General features: G+C 53.2%; 22 protein-coding genes. 11 read left to right on the top strand and 11 right to left on the bottom strand.

The annotated features are described in order from the left end of the window. Window positions 1-7: 7 nt before the first annotated feature. Both carB and caiF read left to right on the top strand, forming a co-directional pair. The gene (carB, locus tag SK35_RS20645) at window positions 8-3,232 is read left to right on the top strand and encodes a carbamoyl-phosphate synthase large subunit (RefSeq protein WP_048214965.1); all 3,225 of its coding nucleotides are present in this window, start codon (window positions 8-10) and stop codon (window positions 3,230-3,232) included. Between the two features lie 277 nt (window positions 3,233-3,509). Further along, window positions 3,510-3,905, top strand: coding sequence for a carnitine metabolism transcriptional regulator CaiF (gene caiF / locus SK35_RS20640; RefSeq protein ID WP_003829705.1), 396 nt, complete (start codon window positions 3,510-3,512; stop codon window positions 3,903-3,905). Window positions 3,906-3,981: 76 nt separating this feature from the next. On the opposite strand, the gene caiE is transcribed toward caiF, so the two are convergent. From caiE to caiT, 6 genes are all read right to left on the bottom strand, one after another. Next, window positions 3,982-4,578: a carnitine operon protein CaiE gene (gene caiE, locus SK35_RS20635; RefSeq protein WP_048214964.1), complete on the bottom strand. Its 597-nt coding sequence runs from the start codon at window positions 4,576-4,578 to the stop codon at window positions 3,982-3,984. Between the two features lie 55 nt (window positions 4,579-4,633). Further along, the gene (gene caiD / locus SK35_RS20630; RefSeq protein ID WP_008786162.1) at window positions 4,634-5,419 is read right to left on the bottom strand and encodes a crotonobetainyl-CoA hydratase; all 786 of its coding nucleotides are present in this window, start codon (window positions 5,417-5,419) and stop codon (window positions 4,634-4,636) included. 54 nt (window positions 5,420-5,473) lie between these two features. Beyond that, on the bottom strand, window positions 5,474-7,027 hold the full coding sequence (gene caiC / locus SK35_RS20625; RefSeq protein ID WP_048214963.1) for a crotonobetaine/carnitine-CoA ligase: 1,554 nt from the start codon (window positions 7,025-7,027) through the stop codon (window positions 5,474-5,476). A gap of 61 nt (window positions 7,028-7,088) precedes the next feature. Further along, a complete protein-coding gene (caiB, locus tag SK35_RS20620; RefSeq protein ID WP_003018901.1) occupies window positions 7,089-8,306 on the bottom strand; it encodes an L-carnitine CoA-transferase in 1,218 nt (405 codons plus the stop codon). 123 nt (window positions 8,307-8,429) lie between these two features. Further along, window positions 8,430-9,572 carry a crotonobetainyl-CoA dehydrogenase gene (gene caiA, locus SK35_RS20615; RefSeq protein WP_003018898.1) on the bottom strand — a complete coding sequence of 381 codons (1,143 nt, stop codon included), beginning with the start codon at window positions 9,570-9,572 and terminating at the stop codon, window positions 8,430-8,432. Window positions 9,573-9,606: 34 nt separating this feature from the next. Next, window positions 9,607-11,124 (bottom strand): L-carnitine/gamma-butyrobetaine antiporter, encoded by a 1,518-nt coding sequence (gene caiT, locus SK35_RS20610; protein ID WP_003829695.1) that lies wholly within the window; start codon window positions 11,122-11,124, stop codon window positions 9,607-9,609. 480 nt (window positions 11,125-11,604) lie between these two features. Here caiT and SK35_RS20605 point away from each other — a divergent pair, with 480 nt between their 5' ends. From SK35_RS20605 to folA, 9 genes are all read left to right on the top strand, one after another. After that, on the top strand, window positions 11,605-12,375 hold the full coding sequence (locus SK35_RS20605) for an electron transfer flavoprotein FixA (RefSeq protein WP_048214962.1): 771 nt from the start codon (window positions 11,605-11,607) through the stop codon (window positions 12,373-12,375). 15 nt (window positions 12,376-12,390) lie between these two features. Further along, complete coding sequence (locus SK35_RS20600) at window positions 12,391-13,332, top strand: electron transfer flavoprotein subunit alpha/FixB family protein (protein WP_048214961.1); 942 nt, start codon at window positions 12,391-12,393, stop codon at window positions 13,330-13,332. 48 nt (window positions 13,333-13,380) lie between these two features. After that, a complete protein-coding gene (locus SK35_RS20595) occupies window positions 13,381-14,667 on the top strand; it encodes an FAD-dependent oxidoreductase (protein WP_003018887.1) in 1,287 nt (428 codons plus the stop codon). After that, window positions 14,664-14,951: a ferredoxin-like protein FixX gene (fixX, locus tag SK35_RS20590; protein WP_000203736.1), complete on the top strand. Its 288-nt coding sequence runs from the start codon at window positions 14,664-14,666 to the stop codon at window positions 14,949-14,951. The genes SK35_RS20595 and fixX overlap by 4 nt, the downstream gene beginning before the upstream one ends. A gap of 147 nt (window positions 14,952-15,098) precedes the next feature. Further along, the gene (locus tag SK35_RS20585; RefSeq protein WP_020996234.1) at window positions 15,099-16,442 is read left to right on the top strand and encodes an MFS transporter; all 1,344 of its coding nucleotides are present in this window, start codon (window positions 15,099-15,101) and stop codon (window positions 16,440-16,442) included. Window positions 16,443-16,533: 91 nt separating this feature from the next. Further along, window positions 16,534-16,767 (top strand): YgdI/YgdR family lipoprotein, encoded by a 234-nt coding sequence (locus tag SK35_RS20580; RefSeq protein WP_003018880.1) that lies wholly within the window; start codon window positions 16,534-16,536, stop codon window positions 16,765-16,767. Window positions 16,768-16,870: 103 nt separating this feature from the next. Next, window positions 16,871-17,401, top strand: a complete 531-nt coding sequence (gene kefF / locus SK35_RS20575; RefSeq protein WP_003829618.1) for a glutathione-regulated potassium-efflux system oxidoreductase KefF — start codon at window positions 16,871-16,873, stop codon at window positions 17,399-17,401. After that, window positions 17,394-19,256 (top strand): glutathione-regulated potassium-efflux system protein KefC, encoded by a 1,863-nt coding sequence (gene kefC, locus SK35_RS20570; protein ID WP_003829616.1) that lies wholly within the window; start codon window positions 17,394-17,396, stop codon window positions 19,254-19,256. The genes kefF and kefC overlap by 8 nt, the downstream gene beginning before the upstream one ends. 198 nt (window positions 19,257-19,454) lie before the next feature. Then, on the top strand, window positions 19,455-19,934 hold the full coding sequence (gene folA / locus SK35_RS20565; RefSeq protein ID WP_003018873.1) for a type 3 dihydrofolate reductase: 480 nt from the start codon (window positions 19,455-19,457) through the stop codon (window positions 19,932-19,934). A 90-nt stretch (window positions 19,935-20,024) separates the two neighbouring features. Here the strand turns inward: folA and apaH are convergent, their stop codons facing one another. Genes apaH through surA form a run of 5 tightly spaced genes read right to left on the bottom strand, consistent with a single transcriptional unit; the run spans window position 20,025 to window position 24,356 of the window. Beyond that, a complete protein-coding gene (gene apaH / locus SK35_RS20560) occupies window positions 20,025-20,873 on the bottom strand; it encodes a bis(5'-nucleosyl)-tetraphosphatase (symmetrical) ApaH (protein ID WP_003829612.1) in 849 nt (282 codons plus the stop codon). A 10-nt stretch (window positions 20,874-20,883) separates the two neighbouring features. After that, the gene (apaG, locus tag SK35_RS20555) at window positions 20,884-21,261 is read right to left on the bottom strand and encodes a Co2+/Mg2+ efflux protein ApaG (RefSeq protein WP_003018867.1); all 378 of its coding nucleotides are present in this window, start codon (window positions 21,259-21,261) and stop codon (window positions 20,884-20,886) included. Between the two features lie 2 nt (window positions 21,262-21,263). Beyond that, the gene (rsmA, locus tag SK35_RS20550; protein ID WP_003829609.1) at window positions 21,264-22,085 is read right to left on the bottom strand and encodes a 16S rRNA (adenine(1518)-N(6)/adenine(1519)-N(6))-dimethyltransferase RsmA; all 822 of its coding nucleotides are present in this window, start codon (window positions 22,083-22,085) and stop codon (window positions 21,264-21,266) included. Then, window positions 22,078-23,070, bottom strand: a complete 993-nt coding sequence (pdxA, locus tag SK35_RS20545) for a 4-hydroxythreonine-4-phosphate dehydrogenase PdxA (RefSeq protein WP_048214960.1) — start codon at window positions 23,068-23,070, stop codon at window positions 22,078-22,080. The genes rsmA and pdxA overlap by 8 nt, the downstream gene beginning before the upstream one ends. Next, window positions 23,070-24,356 (bottom strand): peptidylprolyl isomerase SurA, encoded by a 1,287-nt coding sequence (gene surA / locus SK35_RS20540; RefSeq protein WP_003829603.1) that lies wholly within the window; start codon window positions 24,354-24,356, stop codon window positions 23,070-23,072. The genes pdxA and surA overlap by 1 nt, the downstream gene beginning before the upstream one ends. Window positions 24,357-24,401: the final 45 nt, after the last annotated feature.

The raw sequence follows: 24,401 nt of genomic DNA, 5'->3' as shown, positions 1-24,401 counted from the left end.
AAGAGCCATGCCAAAACGTACAGACATAAAAAGTATCCTGATTCTGGGCGCGGGTCCGATTGTTATCGGTCAGGCGTGTGAGTTTGACTATTCCGGCGCGCAGGCGTGTAAAGCCCTGCGTGAAGAGGGTTACCGCGTTATTCTGGTGAACTCCAACCCAGCAACCATCATGACCGACCCGGAAATGGCCGATGCCACTTACATCGAGCCGATTCACTGGGAAGTGGTACGCAAAATTATTGAGAAAGAACGCCCGGATGCGGTGCTGCCAACCATGGGCGGTCAGACAGCGCTGAACTGTGCGCTGGAACTGGAACGCCAGGGCGTACTGGCTGAGTTCGGCGTGACTATGATTGGTGCAACGGCGGATGCCATTGATAAAGCAGAAGACCGTCGTCGCTTCGATATCGCGATGAAGAAGATTGGTCTCGACACCGCACGTTCAGGCATCGCTCACACCATGGAAGAAGCGCTGGCGGTTGCCGCTGACGTTGGCTTCCCGTGCATTATCCGCCCTAGCTTCACCATGGGCGGCACCGGTGGCGGTATCGCCTACAACCGCGAAGAGTTCGAAGAAATCTGCGAACGCGGTCTGGATCTTTCCCCAACCAACGAGCTGCTGATTGATGAATCACTGATTGGCTGGAAAGAGTACGAGATGGAAGTGGTGCGTGATAAAAACGACAACTGCATCATCGTCTGCTCCATCGAAAACTTCGACGCGATGGGCATCCATACCGGTGACTCCATCACCGTAGCACCTGCCCAGACGCTGACCGACAAAGAATATCAAATCATGCGTAACGCCTCGATGGCGGTACTGCGTGAAATCGGCGTAGAAACCGGCGGCTCTAACGTCCAGTTTGCGGTAAACCCGAAAAACGGTCGCCTGATTGTCATCGAGATGAACCCGCGCGTGTCCCGCTCCTCGGCGCTGGCGTCCAAAGCTACCGGCTTCCCGATTGCGAAAGTTGCCGCCAAGCTGGCCGTAGGTTACACCCTCGACGAACTGATGAACGACATCACCGGTGGTCGTACTCCGGCCTCGTTTGAACCGTCCATCGACTACGTTGTGACGAAAATACCACGCTTCAACTTCGAGAAATTCGTTGGTGCTAACGACCGCCTGACCACGCAGATGAAATCTGTCGGTGAAGTGATGGCGATTGGTCGTACCCAGCAGGAATCGTTGCAGAAAGCGCTGCGCGGTCTGGAAGTGGGCGCGACCGGCTTCGACCCGAAAGTAAGCCTGGACGACCCGGAAGCACTGACTAAAATCCGTCGCGAGCTGAAAGACGCTGGCGCTGAGCGTATCTGGTACATCGCCGATGCCTTCCGTGCTGGCCTGTCCGTCGATGGCGTGTTCAACCTGACCAACATCGACCGCTGGTTCCTGGTGCAGATCGAAGAGCTGGTACGTCTGGAAGAAAAAGTCACCGACCTTGGCATCAACGGCCTCGACGCTGACTTCCTGCGCGTACTGAAGCGCAAAGGCTTCGCCGATGCGCGTCTGGCGAAACTGGCCGGCGTTCGCGAAGCGGAAATCCGCAAACTGCGCGACCAGTACAATCTGCACCCGGTCTACAAACGCGTGGATACCTGTGCGGCAGAATTTGCCACTGACACCGCTTACATGTACTCCACCTATGAAGATGAGTGCGAAGCGAACCCGTCCGTTGACCGCGATAAAATCATGGTGCTGGGCGGTGGTCCAAACCGTATCGGTCAGGGCATTGAGTTTGACTACTGCTGCGTACACGCCTCGCTGGCGCTGCGCGAAGACGGTTATGAGACCATCATGGTCAACTGTAACCCGGAAACCGTTTCAACTGATTACGACACCTCTGACCGCCTGTACTTCGAGCCGGTCACGCTGGAAGACGTACTGGAAATCGTTCGTATCGAGAAGCCGAAAGGCGTCATCGTACAGTACGGCGGACAGACTCCGCTGAAGCTGGCGCGTGCGCTGGAAGCGGCAGGTGTACCGGTTATCGGTACCAGCCCGGATGCCATCGACCGCGCGGAAGACCGCGAGCGTTTCCAGCAGGCGGTTGACCGTCTGAAGCTGAAACAACCGGCGAATGCTACCGTAACGGCTATCGAACAGGCTATTGAGAAGGCGAAAGAGATTGGCTACCCGCTGGTGGTGCGTCCGTCGTATGTTCTCGGTGGTCGCGCGATGGAAATCGTCTACGACGAAGCCGACCTGCGTCGCTACTTCCAGACCGCGGTCAGCGTTTCTAACGATGCGCCGGTACTGCTGGACCGTTTCCTTGATGACGCGGTTGAAGTGGACGTGGACGCTATCTGCGACGGTGAAATGGTGCTGATTGGCGGCATCATGGAGCATATCGAACAGGCGGGCGTGCACTCCGGTGACTCCGCATGTTCTCTGCCTGCTTACACCCTGAGTCAGGAAATTCAGGATGTGATGCGCCAACAGGTGCAGAAACTGGCTTTCGAACTGCAGGTTCGCGGTCTGATGAACGTCCAGTTTGCAGTGAAGAATAACGAAGTTTACCTGATTGAAGTGAACCCGCGTGCAGCGCGTACCGTTCCGTTCGTCTCCAAGGCAACTGGTGTACCGCTGGCGAAAGTCGCGGCGCGCGTGATGGCCGGGAAAACGCTGGCACAGCAGGGCGTAACCAAAGAAGTTATCCCGCCGTATTACTCGGTAAAAGAAGTGGTGCTGCCGTTCAACAAATTCCCGGGCGTTGACCCGCTGTTAGGGCCAGAAATGCGCTCTACCGGGGAAGTGATGGGCGTGGGCCGTACCTTCGCGGAAGCGTTCGCCAAGGCACAGCTGGGCAGCAGCTCCACCATGAAAAAACAGGGTCGTGCGCTGCTCTCCGTTCGCGAAGGCGATAAAGAGCGCGTGGTTGACCTGGCAGCGAAACTGCTGAAGTTTGGCTTCGAGCTGGATGCGACGCACGGGACCGCGATTGTGCTGGGTGAAGCGGGTATCAATCCACGTCTGGTGAACAAGGTGCATGAAGGTCGTCCGCACATTCAGGACCGTATCAAGAATGGCGAGTACACCTATATCATCAACACCACCGAAGGTCGTCAGGCGATTGAAGACTCCAAGCTGATTCGCCGCAGCGCGCTGCAGTACAAAGTGCATTATGACACAACGCTGAACGGCGGTTTCGCCACTGCGATGGCGTTGAATGCCGATGCCACCGAGAAGGTAACCTCGGTGCAGGAAATGCACGCGCAGATCAAAAAGTAATAAACAAAAGGTCCGGTGAATATTGCTCTAACCGGACCTGTAATATAATTTTGAAAGGGTTTCTGTAAAGAAACCCTTTTTTTGTCTTGCGTAAGGTCATTCCTGGACAAGTCCGTTTCCGTAACCACATTTTCAATGTAATAAGCACGATATTGCTCACACTAATCAACATTCAAGTCGCATACTATCCTTTATATCCACAATTTTAATATGGCTTAGTTTTTATTAATTTGGACAGGCCGTAGCCAGATTTTTAATTTGTGAAAATGGTGTGCTTATGTGTGAAAAATATGTTGAAAGACCGCTTTATTTGTTAATTGCTGACTGGATGATGGCCGAGGATCGTTGGATCACCGCAAAGGAAATTTCCCGCCATTTTGATATCGAGCACTGCAAAGCAATTAATACGCTCTCTTATATTCTGTCGGAAGTGGGGGAAATTGTTTGTGAAGTGAAGATGATCCCTAACCAGATTGCAGGACGAGGCTGTCAGTGCCAGCGTCTGGTAAAAGTCGTGAGTATTGACTCTCATCTCTACAGCCGACTGAATCACAATTTGCAGGAGAAAAAGGTGAGCATGGCGAAAACGCCACGCCTGTCTGCCGTTCCTCCAACAGAGCTCAACCGTGAGCAGAAATGGCAGATGATGCTCTCCAAGAGTATGCGTCGCTAATAATCAGTTTGCCTGATGGCGGCATAAACGGTGATTGACGCGTAGGCCGGATAAGCGTGAGCGCATCCGGCATCAATTATTGTGCTGATTTGGGTTTTACGTCCGTTGTGCCTTTCAGGCGTGGCCGGTTTTCTTCGACCCGCGTTAAGGGCTGCGTTTCGTGTAGACCTGTGTGGCAGCGAGTTGCAAGATCCTGATACTCTTTGGTGTTTAGCCGTTTCCAGTGCAGTTCCTGGTCCGTGACTTCACGCAATACGCGAGCGGGTGAGCCAACCAGCATCTGCCTTGCCTCTCCCTGAAATCCGGCTTTGACAAAGCTCATGGCGGCGACAATGCTCTCTTCGCCAATCACTGCGCCGTCCATAATGACGCTGTTCATGCCGATCAGCGCATCTCTGCCCACCACGCAACCGTGCAGGATTGCGCCATGGCCGATGTGTCCGTTTTCATGCACGATGGTATCGGTGTCACAGTAGCCGTGCATGATGCAGCCATCCTGCAAATTAGAACCTGCCTCCAGGATCAAGCGACCATAGTCACCGCGCAATGACGCATGCGGGCCAATATAAACTCCGGCACCCACTATGACATCGCCAATCAGCACGGCGCTGGGATGGACAAAGGCATCCGGATGTACCACCGGAATCAGGCCCTCAAAGGCGTAGTAGCTCATCGTTTTATCTCGGTTTTATTGCCGGATAAGCGAATCGCTATCCGGCATCGGCACATTAACGACCTTTCCACACTGGGTCGCGTTTTTCGGCAAACGCCTGCGGACCTTCAAGCGCATCTTCCGAATGCAGTACAGATGGATAGTGCTTCAGCACGCCGCTGCGGATGTAGCGGTAGCCTTCTTCCACCGTCATTTCGCTAGTGGTGCGATAGATCTCTTTCAGTGCGGCGATAGCCAGCGGGGCGCTATTGACCAACTGCTGCGCCAGTTCACGCGCGCTATCCATCAGTTCGCCTTGGCTGACAACGCGGTTGACGATGCCCCAACGCAGCGCTTCTTCGGCGCTCATTCGTCTGCCGGTCATCACCATTTCGTTGACGATTGCCGGTGGCAGCAGCTTAGGCAGACGCAGTACGCCGCCGCTGTCAGGCACGATCCCGAGCTTGGCTTCCGGCAGTGCGAAGCTGGCATTTTCTGCGCAGACAATAAAATCCGCTGCCAGCGCCAATTCAAAACCACCGCCAAACGCATAGCCGTTTACCGCAGCGATGACCGGCTTATCGAGATCGAAAATTTCGGTTAAACCGGCGAAGCCGCCTGGGCCAAAATCGGCATCTGGCGCTTCACCTTCAGCTGCCGCTTTTAAGTCCCAGCCTGCAGAAAAGAATTTCTCACCGCCGCCGGTGATAATCGCTACGCGTAATTCCGGGTCGTCACGAAAATTAAGAAACGCTTCACCCATGGCAAAGCTGGTTTTGGCGTCAATGGCATTGGCTTTAGGCCGGTCGAGGGTAATTTCCAGGATCGGGCCGTTACGGGTCAGATGTAATGAATCACTCATAGTTCATCTCCAGATAAATAGATTTCCCGGCAGGAGGAGTTCCTGTCGGAAGGGTTATTTCAGATTTTTTTTGATTATTTTTCCTGAACAATTGCGCGGCAGGTCGGTTCTTATCTCCATAAAAGAGGGAACCTTGAATTTCGCCATATTGTTTTCGCAGAAGCTGAAGAACTCGGCTTCGCTTAATGTTTCACCTTCATTAAGGACGATAAATGCTTTAATGGCTTCATCACGGATCGAATCTTTAATACCGACAACCACAATGTCCTGAATTTTGGGATGCGCAGAAATAATATTTTCCAGCTCGACGCAGGAGACATTTTCTCCGCCGCGTTTAATCATGTTGCAGCGCCTGTCGACGAAATAAAAATAGCCATCCTCATCCTGATAGCCCGAATCACCGGTATGCAACCAGCCCTCAGGTTCCAGCGCTTTGGCGGTAGCCTCCGGCTGCGCGTAGTACTCTTTGAAGATTGTTTTGCCCGGCACGCCTTTAATACAGATTTCGCCAATTTCTCCGGCGGGCAGGGGACGGTTATGATCGTCGCGGATTTCGGCTTCATAGCTAAATCCCACGCGGCCAATGGAGGGCCAGCGTCGTTTGTCACCGGGACGGTCGCCGATAATACCGACGATGGTTTCAGTCATACCGTAGGAGGTCAGCAGCCTGACGCCAAAGCGTTCGGTAAAATCGTCTTTTTCCTGCTCGGATAAATTGAGATAGAACATCACTTCGCGCAGGTGATGCTGTCTGTCGGTTGGTGCAGCGGGCTGCACCATTAGCGTTCTGATCATCATCGGAATGCATTCGGTAACCGTCGCCTTATATCTATGCACCTGATTCCAGAACGCCCTGGCACTGTACTTCTCTAGCAGCACAAAGGTGCTGCCAGCGGAGAATGCGGGCATTGCGGCGGTACACTGACAATCGATATGAAACGCGGGCATCACCGTCATGTAGACGTCATCATCGCGCAGGGCGATTTGCCAGGCAGAGTAGTAGCCTGCAAAACGCAGGTTGTAGTGGGTAATTACCACCCCTTTAGGCCGTGAGGTGGTGCCTGAGGTAAACAGAATTTCCGCCGTATCGTCAGTGGATAACGCGGGCGTATAGCACAGCGTGGTGGACTGGCGGGATTGCAGTTGGGTAAAGTGACTCACACCGTCGTCAGCCGGAAGCTGTTCGCCAATCAGACAGATATGATTAAGCGGGGTGCTATTTTCCAGCCGTATCTGGCGGTACATAGGATAAAACTGGGCGCTGGTGACCAGCAGACTTACCTGGCTGTTTTGCAGGATCCAGGCACTTTCTTCACCCAGCAAGCGGGCATTAATCGGTACCATAATGGCGCCAATTTTTGCCAGCCCAAACCAGCAAAAAATGAATTCCGGACAGTTATCCAGATGCAATGCGACCTTATCGCCCTTGCGGATCCCTAAGGAATGGAACAGGTTTGCCGTGCGGTTAATCTCTTCATTGAGCGAGGCATAGCTAAACTGCCGAACAACTCCTTCGCAGGATTCGAAAATTAACGCCGTTTTATCTCCGTACACCCCGGCCAGGTCGTCCCACATCTGACGTAAGTTTTGTCCGCCAACGATATCCATATTGCTTTATCCACTGAAATCAGGCGTGAGCGCTAACCATCGAGGGGTCAGCGCGTCGCGTTTATTCCTCAACTCTGGCCAGGCCTTTGCCGACCAGCTCATTTATGTCTGCTTCGCTATAACCAATATTTTTCAGAATGGCGGCAGTATCCATGCCATGTGACGGCATGCCTCGCCAGATTTTCCCCGGGTTGTTTTTAAATTTCGGCATGATGTTTGGCCCTTTGCAGGTTCGGCCATCCATTGTTTGCCACTGAGTAATAGATTCACGGGCAACGTACTGCGGGTTGCCTTCCAGTTCAGGAATAGTCAGCACCTTCGCGCAGGCGATGTTCAGCTCAGCAAAGCGCGCCTGGACTTCGGCGATGGTGTGCGTTGCCAGCCAGGCGTCCAGTTTCTCTTCCACAAGCGGGCCGTAAGGGCATTCCACACGATGGATAAGCTGGGTGCCTTCCGGGACTTCCGGTGTGCCAAGAATGTGGGCGAGGCCAATATCCTTGAAGCATTCGTTGATTTGCGTGATGCCGACCAGCTCCATAACGATATAGCCATCGGCGCATTTATACAGGCCGCAGCCAGCGTAATACGGGTCTTTGCCTTTGGTCATGCGTGGACAAATTTCGCCGCCGTTGAAGTAATCCATCATGAAATACTGACCCATGCGCAGCATCACTTCGTACATAGCGATATCGATGCTTTCACCTTTACCCGTTTCGCGCACTTTGTGCAGGGCCGCCAGCGCTGCTGTCGTTGCGGTCATCCCGGAGAAGTAATCGGCGGTGTACGGGAAGGCGGGCATTGGCTGATCCACGTCGCCGTTTTGGATCAGATAGCCGCTGAACGCTTGCGCGATGGTGTTATACGCCGGAAGATTGGTGTACTCCTCGGTACCAAACTGGCCGAAGCCGGAAAGGTGGGCGATAACCAGTTTCGGGTTATGTTCCCACAGCACTTCATCGGTAATACCGCGGCGGGCAAAGGCCGGACCTTTACTGGCTTCAATGAAAATATCGGTGGTTTCCATCAGCTTCAGAAACGCTTCCCGGCCTTCATCTTTGAAAATATTCAGCGACAGGGCGTGCAGGTTACGGCGTGAGAGCTGCGGATAGTTAGGCTGTACGCGGATGGTATCGGCCCATGCGACGTTTTCAATCCAGATAACCTCGGCACCCCATTCGGCGAACATCTGTCCGGCGAACGGACCGGCGATTTCGATCCCTGAAAAAACAACGCGTACCCCGGAAAGCGGGCCGAAGGCTGGCATTGGTAAATGATTCATCATTTTTCTCCTGGCATTTATGGGTGTCCATGTAGGCCGGATAAGGCGCTCGCGCCGCCATCCGGCATTGATTGCCTGATGGCAACGCTAAGGCGTCTTATCAGGCCTACAGGTTGCGTCGTTCTATCGGTATTGCTTGAGTACCGCACGACCCAACGTCAGGATCTGCATTTCGTCAGAACCACCAGAAACACGGTCAACGCGCAAGTCACGCCAGAAACGCGTGATGCGGTGGTTGCCCGCGATACCAACACCTCCCAGTACCTGCATGGCGGTGTCTACCACTTCAAACGCGGCGTTGGCGCAGAAGTATTTGCACATTGCTGCGTCGCCGGAGGTAATGGTGCCGTTATCCGCTTTCCATGCGGCTTCCAACAGCATGTTTTTCATGGAGTTCAGTTTGATCGCCATGTGCGCGAACTTCTCCTGGATCAGCTGGAAACGGCCGATCGTTTCGCCAAACTGTACGCGTTGGTTGGCGTAACGCGCGGCGTCTTCAAAAGCGCACATTGCCGTACCGTAGTTGGTCAGCGCGACGAGGAAGCGTTCATGGTCAAACTCTTCTTTCACACGGTTGAAGCCATTACCTTCCCGACCGAACATGTCTTTCTCGTCCAGTTCAACGTCATCAAAGGTGATTTCACAGCAGCTATCCATGCGCAGACCGAGTTTCTCCAGTTTGTTGACCTTGATACCCGCTTTGCTCATGTCAACAAACCACTCGGTATAAACAGGTTTATCCGGTGATGCACCATCTCTCGCCATCACTACGATGTACGGGGTATAGGCGCTACTGGTGATAAAGCACTTACTGCCATTAAGATAAACCTTACCATTTTTGCGTGTATAAGTGGTTTTCAGACTGCCAACATCCGATCCCGCTCCCGGTTCGGTGATCGCTGAGTTCCACATCTGCTTACCGGTCCCCTGGAACGCCATGATTTTATCAATTTGCTCTTGGGTACCTTCACGCAGAAAAGTGTTAAAACCGCCTGGTAATTGGTACAACACGTAAGTCGGTGCGCCAAGACGTCCGAGTTCCATCCAGACGGCGGCAACGGTGACAAAACCGGCTTCCAGCCCGCCGTGTTCTTCCGGGATCAACAGGCTATCGATGCCCATATCCGCCAGCGCTTTTACAAAACGCTCAGGGTAGACGCTGTCGCGATCGCACTCGGCAAAATAAGCTTCCCAGTTCTCACTGGCCATCAGTTCACGAATACCGGCGACAAACAGTTCCTGCTCGTCATTTAAGTTGAAATCCATCTTTCAGCCTCTTGATCAATTGGGTTAATAAGAATTACTTGTCTTTCCAGTGCACTTTGGCGTCTTTAATAAAGGACAGCGTCACCATGATGTTGACGAAGAACAGCGGACATCCCCCTGCGATAATTGCGGTCTGAATGGGCTTCAGCCCACCCAGCGCCAGCAGAACGATGCCGATGACGCCGACCAGAACTGACCAACCGATACGCACCAACAGCGGCGGTTCTTCACCATCACGAACTTCGCGACAGGTGGACATCGCCAGGGTATAGGAGCAGGCGTTAATCAGCGTGACGGTGGCAATAAAGCAGAGGATAAAGAATCCCCACATGGTGGCGGTGCTGAGCGGTAAAGCAGCCCAGGTTTCGATAATGGCGCGCGCCACGCCGTGTTGTTCAATCAGCTGCGGGATGTTGAGAATGTTTTTATCCATCAGCAGCAGCGTGTTGCTGCCAAGGACGGTCCACAGGATCCAGGTGGAAGCGGTCAGGCCCAGTACCATCCCGAAACACAGTTCACGTACGGTACGACCGCGAGAAATACGTGCCAGGAAGATACTCATCTGGATGGCGTAAATAACCCACCACGCCCAGTAGAAAACAGTCCAGCCCTGCGGGAAGCCGCCTTTGCCGATGGCATCGGTATAGAACAGCATGCGCGGCAGATGCATCAGCAGCATGCCGACCGAGTCGGTGAAGTAGTTCATGATGAAGCTGGCGCCACTGACGATAAACACCCAGCCGAGCATCAGGAAGCTCAGGTAACTACGTACGTCGCTGGCGATCTTGACCCCTTTTTGCAGGCCGCAGGCCACGCAAATGGCGTTCAATATGATCCAGCAGGTAATGATGATGGCGTCGAGTTGCAGCGTATGCGGAATACCGAACAGCCATTGCATACACTCGGTTACCAGCGGGGTAGCGAGACCGAGGCTGGTGCCCATCGCGAAGATCAGCGCCACCAGATAGAAGTTATCGACGATGGTGCCGAACAAGCCCTTAGCATGCTTCTCGCCAACTAACGGTACCAGCGTGGAACTGGGGCGGATAACGTCCATTTTGCGTACAAAGAAGAAGTAGGCGAACGCGACTGAAAGGAAGCTGTAGGTCGCCCACGGCAGCGGTCCCCAGTGGAACAAGCTGTACGCCAGAGCTATCTCTTTTGCGCCAACGGAGTTGGGGGCGAGAGCAAACGGCGGGGTAGAGATATAGTAGTAGATCTCGATGGAACCCCAGAACAGCACCGCGGCGGATGTACAGGAAGCGAACATCATAAAAATCCAGCTGGCGGTACTAAACTCAGGTTTTTCGTCGCCTAATTTCTTTTTCGAATACGGGCCAAAGACCAACCAGAACCAGCCGAAGAGCATGACGACCATATACCATTCGAATGCCCAACCCCAGACGTTGGTGACATAACTGAATACCGCATTAATAACGACGTTAGCGGCATCAAGATCTCTTACTGTTAGCCAACAAAGTATCCCAACAATTATTAATGGCGGAAAAAAAACCTTCGGTTCAATTCCCGACTTTCTCTTTTCATTTTTCATAAGTGAATTCCAGTGTGAAAACGAAATTTATTTAGCGTGCCCGTATGTGATCGTTTGTTTATTTGTTATTAATGATTTGTTGATAACTTTTTAACCTCTGGGGCGCCTCAGTGAGTAACTCATAATGGGTATTCATTTCCGGCTATTCTGTTATCTGTGTCACACTTTTTTATGCTGGTTATTTTGTCTGAAAATCCAAGTAATTCTTTTATTAATCATTGGGTTGATGTTGATTTTTTAACTTTTTTAAGTGACTAGCGTTCAATATTGTTGAACCAGCAAACAATATTGAAAATTTTCGTATTTGACATGTTTCTTTCAATATTGGTGAGGCGCATAACACTATTGAAAGTTACGAATATCAATGTGTGACATTTTCAATATTGGTGATTAATGTTTTATTTCCGAATTAAAGAGCGTGATATCTGTATTTAACACCGCCGATATAAATACGTTTCCTTCATGATTTCTGGAGATGCAATGAAGATAATTACTTGCTACAAATGCGTACCTGATGAGCAGGATATTGCGATTAATAATGCTGATGGAACACTCGATTTCAGCAAAGCAGATGGCAAAATCAGCCAATATGATCTGAATGCGATCGAAGCGGCTTGCCAGTTAAAACAGCAGGTGGGAGAGGCTCAGGTTGTGGCCATGAGCGTCGGCGGCAAAGCGCTGACCAATGCAAAAGGGCGCAAAGATGTGCTCTCCCGTGGCCCTGATGAACTGATTGTTGTCATTGACGATCAATTTGAACAGACGCTGCCGCAACAAACCGCCACTGCGCTGGCTGCCGCCGCACAAAAATCAGGTTTTGATCTGCTTATTTGCGGCGACGGTTCTTCCGATCTTTATGCTCAGCAGGTTGGTCTGCTGGTGGGCGAAATGCTGAACGTGCCGGCGATTAACGGCGTGAGTAAAATCCTCTCTCTTACCGACAGCACGCTGACGGTAGAGCGTGAACTGGAAGATGAAGTTGAAACCCTGAGTATCCCGCTTCCGGCGGTGATCGCGGTCTCTACCGACATCAACACCCCTCAAATCCCTTCCATGAAAGCCATTCTTGGTGCAGCGAAAAAACCGGTCCAGGTCTGGTCGTCTGCGGACATTGGGCTGAACGGCGCGCAAGCGTATTCCGAACAACAGGTTGCCGCACCGAAGCAGCGCGAGCGTCAGCGCGTTGTGATTGAAGGTGACGGTGAAGAACAGATTGCCGCGTTTGTCGAGAATCTTCGCAAAATCATTTAATTATCAGGGGATGTTATGAACAAATTTTCCAGTGTCTGGGTATTCAGCGATACCCCTTCTCGTCTGCCGGAACTGATGAATGGTGCGCAGGCTTTAGGTGAAAACGTTAACACGTTTGTGCTCAGCGATGAGGACAGCGCGGCGGCATGCCATTTAGGCGCAGATCATGTCTGGCTGCTCAGCGGCAAACCAGAAGACCGTATGGTTGAAGACTACGCCGATGCGATGGCCGAAACCATTCGTCAGCACAGCGAGGGCGGCGCGGTGCTGCTGCCGAATACGCGTCGGGGCAAGCTGTTAGCGGCAAAGCTGGGCTTTCGCTTGTCGGCTGCAGTCTCAAACGACGCCAGCGCAGTCGCGGTGCAGGACGGAAAAGCGGCGGTCAAACATATGGTCTACGGCGGCCTGGCGATGGGAGCAGAAACAATCGCTTCACCGTTTGCCGTGATCACTCTCAGCAGCGGAACGTTTGACGCGCAGCAACCGGATACCGCTCACAGCGGCGAGGTACACACCGTCCAGTGGCAGGCTCCGACTATCGCTGTGACCCGTACGGCAACGCAGGCGCGTCAGAGCAACAGCGTCGATCTCGACAAAGCCCGTCTGGTGGTCAGCGTGGGACGTGGTATTGGTAGCAAAGAAAATATCTCGCTGGCCGAAGCGCTGTGCCAGGCGATTGGCGCTGAGCTGGCCTGTTCACGTCCGGTGGCGGAAAACGAGAAGTGGATGGAGCACGAACGCTACGTCGGTATTTCCAACCTGATGCTCAAGCCAGAACTGTACCTGGCCGTGGGGATCTCCGGGCAGATCCAACATATGGTCGGCGCCAACGGCGCGCAGACGATTTTCGCCATCAACAAAGATAAAAATGCGCCGATCTTCCAGTACGCAGATTTTGGCATCGTTGGCGATGCGCTGAAGATCCTGCCTGCGCTGACGGCTGCTCTGGCGCGTTAAACCATTCGGGCAGGGTGCGAAAGTATCCTGCCACTGACAGGAGTACGTATGTCCGAAGATATCTTTGATGCCATCATCGTGGGTGCAGGTCTGGCCGGTTCGGTTGCGGCGCTGGTGCTGGCTCGGGAAGGTGCACAGGTGCTGGTCATCGAGCGCGGCAATTCTGCTGGCGCGAAGAATGTCACCGGTGGGCGCATGTATGCGCATAGCCTGGAACGCATCATTCCCGGCTTTGCTGAGCAGGCCCCCATTGAACGCATAATCACCCACGAAAAACTCGCCTTTATGACCGACAAAGGGGCGATGACCATCGACTATTGCAATGGTGAAGAGGCCGCATCGTCGCAGGTTTCTTATTCCGTCTTACGCAGCAAATTTGACGCCTGGCTGATGGAGCAGGCCGAGGAGGCGGGAGCCCAGCTTATCACCGGTATTCGGGTGGATAACGTTGTGCAACGCGAAGGCAAAGTCGTGGGTGTGGAAGCCGACGGCGATATTCTGGAAGCCAAAGTGGTGATCCTCGCTGACGGGGTGAATTCTCTGTTGGCAGAAAAACTGGGCATGGCAAAGCGCGTTGAGGCATCGCATGTTGCCGTTGGCGTAAAAGAGCTGATCGAATTGCCAAAATCGGTGATTGAAGATCGTTTCCAGTTACAGGGGAACGAAGGTGCAGCTTGCCTGTTTGCCGGTTCGCCAACCGATGGGTTGATGGGCGGGGGCTTCCTCTATACTAATGAAACGACACTTTCTCTGGGGCTGGTCTGCGGTCTTCATCATCTGAAAGACGCGAAAAAATCGGTCCCACAAATGCTGGAAGATTTCAAACAGCATCCGGCGGTTGCCCCACTGATCGCCGGTGGCAAGCTGGTGGAATATGCCGCGCACGTCGTACCGGAGGCCGGTATGAATATGCAGCCTGAACTGGTGGGTGACGGTGTGCTGATTGCCGGTGATGCTGCCGGAATGTGTATGAACCTCGGCTTTACCATCCGCGGTATGGATCTCGCCATATCTGCAGGCGAAGCGGCCGCGAAAACGGTGCTTTCCGCAATGAAGCGCGACGACTTCAGCAAACAGTCGCTGGGCGAATACCGTCAGCATCTCGATGATGGTCCAATGCGCGATATGCGCATGTATCAGAAGCTTCCCGCTTTCCTTGATAACCCACGCATGTTTACCGCCTATCCCGAAATGGCGGTCAGTATCGCGCGCGACCTGTTCACCGTAGATGGCTCTGCTCCGGTGCCAATGCGCAAAAAAATCCTGCGTCATGCGAAGAAAGTGGGCTTCATCAACCTGATGAAAGATGGCCTGAAAGGAGTGACCGTATTATGACATCTCCCGTCAATGTGGACGTCAAACTGGGCGTCAATAAGTTCAATGTGGATGAAGACAGCCCGCACATCATTCTCAAAACCGATCCTGATAAACAGGCGCTGGAAGTACTGATTAAGGCTTGTCCAGCCGGACTGTATAAAAAGCAGGACGACGGCAGCGTCCGTTTTGATTACGCCGGATGCCTGGAATGCGGAACGTGCCGCATTCTCGGACTTGATACAGCGCTGGAAAAGTGGGAATACCCGCGCGGGACATTTGGCGTGGAGTTTCGCTACGGCTAATAAGTACGAGGTTGTGCACCCGTAGGTCGGATAAGACGTGGTAGCGTCGCCATCCGGCAATCATGTGGCGCCAATGCCGGATGGCGGCCTAAACGCCTTATCCGGCCTACAGATGACGCTTTGCCCGTGTTGAAACAGGAAGTCGCTATGCAGCAGCCCAGGAACTTTGATGACATCAAATTTACCTCTATTCACCGCCGGATAATGCTGTGGGGAAGCGGTGGGCCATTTCTGGATGGTTATGTGCTGGTGATGATTGGCGTGGCGCTGGAACAGCTCACGCCAGCATTGAAACTGGACGCACAGTGGATCGGTCTGCTGGGGGCCGGCACGCTCGCCGGTCTGTTTGTGGGGACGTCGCTGTTTGGCTACATTTCCGATAAGGTCGGGCGGCGCAAAATGTTCATCATCGATATTATCGCCATTGGCGTGATATCGGCGGCAACCATGTTTGTTTCCTCACCCATTGAGCTGTTGGTAATGCGTGTGCTGATCGGCATTGTGATTGGTGCCGATTATCCGATTGCTACCTCGATGATTACTGAGTTCTCCAATACCCGCCAGCGCGCTTTCTCCATCGGTTTTATCGCCGCGATGTGGTATGTCGGCGCCACCTGTGCCGATCTGGTCGGTTACTGGCTGTATGATGTTGAAGGAGGATGGCGCTGGATGCTGGGCAGCGCGGTGATCCCTTGTATTTTGATCCTGATTGGGCGCTTCGATCTTCCTGAATCGCCGCGCTGGCTGCTGCGTAAAGGTCGGGTGAAAGAGTGTGAAGCGATGATGATCAAACTGTTCGGCGAACCGGTGGTGTTCGACGAAGAGGCGCCGCAAGAAACTCGCTTCCTGCAGCTGTTTAACCGCCGTCATTTCCCGTTTGTCCTGTTTGTCGCCGCTATCTGGACCTGTCAGGTGATCCCGATGTTCGCCATTTATACCTTTGGTCCGCAGATTGTTGGACTGTTGGGGCTTGGTGCCGGGAAAAGCGCGGCGTTGGGCAATGTGGTGATAAGCCTGTGCTTTATGCTGGGGTGCATTCCGCCCATGTTCTGGCTCAATAGCGCGGGCCGTCGGCCATTGTTAATTGGCAGCTTTATTATGATGACGCTGGCGCTGGCCGTGCTGGGGTTAATTCCTGATATGGGAGCGTGGCTGGTGGTGCTGGCGTTTGCCGTGTACGCCTTTTTCTCGGGGGGACCGGGAAATCTTCAGTGGCTGTACCCAAATGAACTGTTCCCTACCGACATTCGCGCATCTGCCGTCGGGGTGATTATGTCCTTAAGCCGCATCGGCACCATTGTTTCAACCTGGGCGCTGCCGGTGTTCATTACCAAATACGGGATCAGCAATGTCATGCTGATGGGCGCAGGAATTTCGCTGATTGGCCTGCTTGTGTCCATCGCTTTCGCCCCGGAAACGCGAGGTCTGACGCTGGCGCAAACCAGTCAAATGACGATTCGCAGTAAGCCCGTGACCAGGGCAAGTTATTAGGAGTGTTCTGTATTTTCCCTGCAACTCAGTCAGTTAGCCTACAGTTAACTGGGTATATCACTGAAAACAACTGAAAAGCAGGGAGAACACCATGCAAAAACATATCCTGATCACCTCAATTTTTACCGCAGCAGCACTGTTTACCGTGGCCGGTTGTTCCTCAAACCAGGCGGTTAAAACCACCGATGGCAAAACAATCGTCACTGACGGCAAACCGCAAGTCGATGATGATACTGGCCTGGTGTCGTATAAAAATGCGCAAACGGGTAAGACGGAACAGATTAACCGCGATCAGGTTAAAGATATGAGTGAACTGGATAACTAGTTCAGTTTTCTCCATTCAGCCACTCAATAATATTGACTGTTAGCCTGTGGATTAAGTGACTAAACTCACTGTTATTACAATAATGCAGTGAAACAGGCTAATCATGATCCTCATCATTTATGCGCATCCCTATCCGCAGCATTCGCATGCGAATAAGCGGATGCTTGAACAGGCAAGGACGCTGGAGGGCGTGGAGATCCGCTCGCTCTACCAGCTCTACCCCGACTTCAATATCGATATTGCCGCTGAACAGGATGCGCTGGCACGCGCTGATTTGATCATCTGGCAGCATCCGATGCAGTGGTATAGCACACCTCCATTACTCAAGCTGTGGATGGATAAAGTCCTTTCGCACGGCTGGGCGTATGGTCATGGCGGTACTGCGCTGCACGGTAAACACCTGCTGTGGGCGGTGACGACCGGCGGCGGTGAAAACCACTTCGATATTGGCTCCCATCCAGGATTTGATGTGCTTTCTCAACCCTTACAGGCGACGGCACTTTATTGTGGCCTCAAATGGCTACCGCCGTTTGCGATGCACTGTACGTTTATCTGTGATGATGAAACCCTGCAAGCGCAGGCGCGTCACTACAAACAGCGTCTGATGGAATGGCAGGAGGCACACCATGGATAGCCATACGCTGATACAGGCGCTGATTTATCTAGGATCGGCGGCACTGATTGTCCCCATCGCCGTACGGCTGGGACTCGGGTCGGTACTGGGGTATCTCATCGCTGGGTGCATTATCGGCCCATGGGGCCTGAGGCTGGTGACGGACGCTGAATCCATCCTGCATTTTGCGGAGATCGGTGTGGTGCTGATGCTGTTTGTCATTGGTCTGGAGCTGGATCCGCAACGTTTGTGGAAACTGCGAGCCTCGGTGTTCGGCGGCGGCGCATTGCAAATGGTGGTCTGCGGAGGCCTGATTGGTGTGTTCTGTATGTTCCTCGGCCTGCGCTGGCAGGTAGCGGAGCTGATCGGCATGACGCTGGCGCTTTCCTCTACGGCCATCGCTATGCAGGCAATGAATGAACGCAACCTGATGGTTTCGCAAATGGGCCGCAGCGCGTTTGCCGTGCTGCTGTTCCAGGATATCGCGGCCATTCCACTGGTGGCGATGATTCCGTTACTGGCAGCGAGTGGCGCATCAACAACGCTTGGGGCGTTTGCATTGTCTGCCCTTAAGGTAGCGGGCGCACTGGTGCTGGTGGTGCTGTTAGGTCGTTATGTCACACGTCCTGCCTTGCGTTTTGTCGCCCGTTCGGGGCTGCGGGAAGTATTTAGTGCCGTTGCGCTGTTCCTCGTGTTTGGCTTCGGTCTGCTGTTGGAAGAGGTTGGATTGTCGATGGCGATGGGGGCATTCCTGGCCGGGGTGCTGCTGGCAAGCTCTGAGTATCGCCACGCGTTGGAAAGCGACATTGAGCCATTTAAAGGACTGCTGCTGGGGCTGTTCTTCATCGGTGTGGGGATGTCTATCGACTTTGGTACGCTGATTGATAATCCCTTGCGCATTATCATTTTGCTGGTCGGTTTCCTGGTTATCAAAACCGTCATGCTGTGGTTGATAGCGAAACCGTTGCAGGTGCCGAACAAGCAGCGTCGCTGGTTTGCCGTATTATTAGGGCAGGGCAGTGAGTTTGCCTTTGTGGTGTTTGGCGCGGCGCAAATGGCAAATGTGCTCGATCCTGACTGGGCGAAATCGCTGACGCTGGCGGTGGCGTTGTCGATGGCGGCTACACCGATTTTGCTGGTGATTTTGACGCGTCTGGAAAAATCGGCGACTGAAGAAGAGCGCGAAGCCGATGAAATCGATGAGGAGCAACCGCGGGTGATCATCGCCGGGTTTGGGCGATTTGGCCAGATAACCGGTCGTTTGCTGTTGTCGAGCGGGGTCAAAATGGTGGTTCTTGATCATGACCCGGACCATATCGAAACGCTGCGTAAATTCGGGATGAAGGTTTTCTATGGCGACGCGACCCGGATGGATCTGCTGGAGTCTGCCGGGGCGGCGAAAGCTGAAGTTATTATTAATGCCATTGACGATCCGCAAACCAGCCTGCAATTAACCGAAATGGTGAAAGAGCATTTCCCGCATCTGCAAATTATTGCTCGTGCGCGCGACGTGGATCATTACATCCGCCTGCGCCAGGCGGGCGTGGATATGCCGGAACGTGAAACCTTTGAAGGTGCACTGAAGACCGGACGTCTGGCGCTGGAAGGTCTCGGGCTAGGGCGCTATGAGGCACGTGAGCGGGCTGACGTATTCCGCCGATTCAATACCATGATGGTAGAGGAGATGGTGAAAGGGGAAAATGACGCGACTTCCCGCGCGGCCGTTTATAAACGCACCAGCGCAATGCTGAGTGAAATTATTGCGGAAGATCGTCAGCACTTATCGTTAATTCAACGCCATGGCTGGCAAGGCACGGATGAAGGTAAGCATACGGGCGACGTCGCCGATGAGCCGGAAGTGAAACCGTCAGCATAGGGTAAAAAATGTGATGTTCTGCAAACTTTACTGCTAATTGGCTGTTTTTGAACTACTGTAATGCTGGCGTACCACCTTAAATAGGTCGGTTCGCCAGCAGAACGGAAAATTTTCCTGTTCATCCTCTTTCCGCCAGTCGACGAAAGATTGCGCTTTCCGTATAGTGGCGACAATTTTTTTGTATCCGGGAAATATTCAATGATCAGTCTGATTGCGGCGTTAGCGGTAGATCGCGTCATCGGTATGGAGAACGCCATGCCGTGGAACCTCCCTGCCGATCTCGCCTGGTTTAAACGTAATACCTTAAACAAGCCGGTTGTCATGGGACGCCACACCTGGGAATCCATCGGGCGACCGTTACCTGGGCGTAAAAATATCGTCATCAGCAGTAAGCCTGGCACCGACGATCGCGTGCAGTGGGTGAAGTCTGTGGATGAAGCAATTGCGGCCTGCGGCGATGAACCTGAAATTATGGTAATTGGCGGTGGGCGTGTGTATGAGCAGTTCCTGCCAAAAGCACAGAAACTGTATCTGACGCACATTGATGCGGAAGTGGAAGGGGATACACATTTCCCGGACTACGAACCGGATGACTGGGAATCGGTGTTCAGTGAATTCCACGATGCCGACGCGCAAAACTCTCACAGCTACTGCTTCGAGATTCTGGAACGTCGTTAATACTGTAAGTGCCGGATGGCGGCGAAACGCCTTATCATCCAGCTAATGTAGGCCGGATAAGGTGCGAGCACCGCATCCGGCAAACGACTATCAGGCGTTGACCGCTTCGCCAGGATCCAGATTCAGATGGCGATTTGACGGCTGCACGAAGTACTGTTTGTCTTCCCAGCGCAGACAGGTGAGATCGCCTCCCCAGCAACACCCCGTATCCAGCGCGTAAATACCTTCTGGCGTGCCTTTACCCTCCAGCGATGCCCAGTGCCCGAATGCAATGCTGTATGCTTCACTGACAGGTCCAGGAATGGCAAACCAGGGCTTCAGCGGGGCAGGTGCGTCTTCTGGTGACTCTTTGCTGTACATATCCAACTGACCGTTAGGGAAGCAGTAACGCATGCGGGTAAAGGCGTTGGTAATAAAACGCAGGCGCGCCAGCCCGGTCAGTTCCGGGGTCCAGTTATTGGGCATGTCGCCGTACATCGCATCAAGGAAGAAGGGATACGAGTCGCTCGACAACACGGCTTCAACATCGCGAGCACAGTCTTTTGCCGTCTGCAGGTCCCACTGTGGGGTAATACCGGCATGCGCCATCACCAGCTTCTTCTCTTCGTCTACCTGCAACAGCGGTTGACGGCGGAGCCAGTTAAGTAATTCGTCGGCATCTGGTGCTTCGAGCAGCGATGTGACCCTGTCTTTAGGTTTATTACGACTGATACCAGCAAATACGGCCAGCAGGTGTAAATCGTGATTACCCAATACTAACCGCACGCTGTCGCCCAGTGATTTCACGTAGCGCAAAACGTCCAGCGAGCCAGGTCCACGAGCGACCAGATCGCCGGTGAGCCATAGGGTGTCTTTTTCGGAATTAAAGTCTACCTGATGCAGCAAGGCTACCAGTTCATCGTAACAACCGTGAACGTCGCCAATAAGGTATGTCGCCATAGTTATTGTTTTAATGAATGAGTGTTGGAACGGCGAGTCGGAATACGGGAATATCGATGGTAAAGGCGATGCCTTGTTCATCGATCATTTCGTAATGACCCTGCATGGTGCCCAGCGGTGTTTCAATCACCGCACCGCTGGTGTACTGGTACTCTTCGCCGGGTTCGATGTGGGGCTGGACGCCAACCACGCCTTCACCCTGAACTTCGGTTTCGCGGCCATGACCATTAGTGATCAACCAATAACGCCCCAACAGCTGCACAGGCGCCCGCCCCAAATTGCGGATAGTTACGGTGTAAGCAAAAACGTAACGTTCATCATCAGGTGAGGATTGCGCCTCAATGTAGACGCTTTGTACCTGAATGCACACTCGGGGCGAATTGATCATGTTTAACTCTCCTTCGATGGCGCGTTTTCTGACAGATAGTTAGCCATCCGGCAGTATTGCGCGACAGAGATATTTTCCGCTCGCATCGCCGGATCAATGCCCAGCTCTGTCAGTACTTCAACGCTAAACAGGTTGCCGAGACTGTTACGTACCGTTTTACGGCGCTGATTAAACGCTTCGGTGGTAATACGGCTCAGCACACGAACATCTTTAACCGGGTACGGCATCGTCGTATGAGGGACCAGACGCACAACGGCTGAATCAACTTTAGGCGCTGGCGTAAATGCGGAAGGCGGTACTTCAAGTACCGGGATCACATTGCAGTAATACTGCGCCATGACGCTTAATCGACCATACGCTTTACTGTTTGGCCCTGCAACCAGACGATTGACCACCTCTTTTTGCAACATGAAATGCATGTCGGCAATGGCATCAGTATAGGAAAAAAGATGGAACATGAGCGGCGTGGAGATGTTGTACGGCAGGTTGCCGAATACGCGCAGCGGCTGTCCCATCGTTTGTGCCAGTTCGCCGAAGTTCATGGTCATGGCATCTTGCTGATAAATCGTCAGCTTAGGCCCTAAAAACGGGTGTGTCTGTAGGCGTGCTGCCAGATCGCGGTCGAGTTCAATGACCGTGAGCTTGTCCAGACGTTCGCCTACTGGTTCGGTCAATGCCGCCAGGCCTGGGCCGATTTCGACCATAGCCTGACCTTTCTGCGGGTTGATAGCAGAGACAATACTTTCGATCACAAACTGATCGTTGAGGAAGTTCTGCCCGAAACGTTTACGGGCTAAATGGCCCTGATGGACTCGATTATTCATTGGTATTAACAATCATTTTGATGGCGAGATTAAGCGCCGTAATAAAACTGCCGACATCTGCTTGCCCACGACCCGCGAGTTCAAGTGCGGTGCCGTGATCGACGGATGTGCGAATAAAGGGCAGGCCCAGCGTGATATTCACACCGCGACCAAATCCCTGGTATTTTAGCACGGGGAGACCCTGATCGTGGTACATTGCCAGCACGGCATCCGCGTGGTCGAGATATTTGGGCTGAAACAGCGTATCTGCGGGCAGCGGACCGTTTAATTTCATTCCCTGCGCACGCAGTTCATCGAGTACCGGAATGATGGTGTCTATCTCTTCCGTTCCCATATGTCCGCCTTCACCAGCATGCGGGTTTAGACCGCACACCAGAATATGCGGATCGGCAATGCCGAATTTGGTGCGTAAATCATGATGCAAAATGCCGATCACTTCCTGAAGCAGGGCGGGCGTAATGGCGTCGGCAACGGCTCTGAGCGGCAAATGCGTGGTTGCCAGGGCAACGCGCAGCTCTTCGGTCGCCAGCATCATAACAACTTTCTTTGCCTGTGAGCGCTCTTCAAAAAACTCGGTATGTCCGGTAAACGGGACGCCAGCGTCATTGATAACGCCCTTGTGAACCGGGCCGGTGATCAGCGCCGCAAACTCACTTTGCAGACAGCCATCGCAGGCGCGAGCCAGCGTATCCACCACATATTGCCCGTTTTCTACCGCCAACTGACCCGCGACAACTGGTGCCCGCAGCGCAATAGGTAACAGCGTCAATGTGCCTGCTGATTGCGGTCTGGCTGGGGTATCTGGAGAGTAGGGGAGGAGTGAAAGCGGTAAACCGAGCATCGCTGCCCGGTCACTGAGGAGTGCTGCATCCGCACAGACAACGAGTTCTACAGGCCACGCGCGCTGGGCGAGCTGAACCACCAGGTCCGGGCCAATCCCGGCGGGTTCGCCGGGAGTGATAACAACGCGTTGAGCACGAGTCATTAGTTGCTCAGAACTTTAACGTAAGCGCTGGCGCGCTGTTCCTGCATCCAGGTTGCTGCTTCTTCCGAGAATTTACGGTTCATCAGCATACGGTAAGCTCTGTCTTTCTGCGCTGCGTCAGTTTTATCAACGTTACGCGTATCCAGCAGTTCGATCAGATGCCAACCGAAAGAGGAGTGCACCGGGGCGCTCATCTGGCCTTTGTTAAGTTTGGTCAGCGCATCGCGGAAAGCAGGGTCGAAAATATCCGCTGCAGCCCAGCCCAGATCGCCGCCCTGGTTGGCAGAGCCTGGATCCTGAGAAAACTCTTTAGCGGCTGCCGCGAAGGTCGTTTTACCGCTCTTAATGTCTGCCGCGATTTGTTCCAGCTTCAGACGCGCCTGCTGATCGGTCATGATCGGCGACGGCTTAAGCAGAATGTGGCGAGCATGAACTTCAGTCACGGAGATGCTCTGGCTTTGGCCACGCATATCGTTGACTTTCAGGATGTGGAAGCCGACACCGGAACGAATTGGGCCAATGATATCGCCTTTTTTCGCAGTGCTTAACGCCTGGGCAAAGATACCCGGCAGCTCCTGAATACGTCCCCAGCCCATCTGGCCGCCTTTCAGCGCCTGCTGGTCAGCGGAATAAGTAATAGCCAGTTTGCCGAAATCACTACCGTTACGCGCTTCATCAACAACAGAGCGCGCCTGGCTTTCAGCCGCGTTAACCTGGTCGGACGTTGGGTTTTCCGGTAATGGGATCAGAATGTGGCTCAGGTTCAGCTCGGTGCTGGCATCGTTTTGGTTGCCTACCTGCTGCGCCAGGGCATCCACTTCCTGAGGCAGGATAGTGACGCGACGGCGAACTTCGTTGTTACGCACTTCGGAGATGGTCATCTCTTTGCGGATCTGGCTACGATAGGTTGAATAGCTTAAGCCATCCTGTGCCAGACGGCTGCGCATCTGATCCAGCGTCATGTTGTTCTGCTTGGCGATGTTGGCAATAGCCTGATCCAACTGCTCGTCAGAGATTTTCACCCCCATCTTCTGACCCATTTGCAGGAGGATTTGATCCATGATCAAACGCTCCAGGATCTGATGACGCAGCGTAGCGTCATCCGGTAATTGCTGACCTGCCTGACCTGCATTCAGTTTTACTGACTGCATTAAGCCATCGACGTCGCTTTCCAGAACGACGCCGTTATTGACGACGGCTGCAACTTTATCGACTACCTGTGGGGCAGCGAAACTGGTATTCGCGATCATGGCGATACCGAGAAGCAGCGTTTTCCAGTTCTTCATACTTTTTCCATTATTAATTAACCGCAATGCGGATTACGTAGTATA

It is taken from the genome of Citrobacter sp. MGH105, assembly GCF_001037485.2.
In the GTDB taxonomy this organism is placed as follows: Bacteria; Pseudomonadota; Gammaproteobacteria; order Enterobacterales; family Enterobacteriaceae; genus Citrobacter; species Citrobacter portucalensis.
This window is presented reverse-complemented; position numbering and strand designations above follow the sequence as displayed.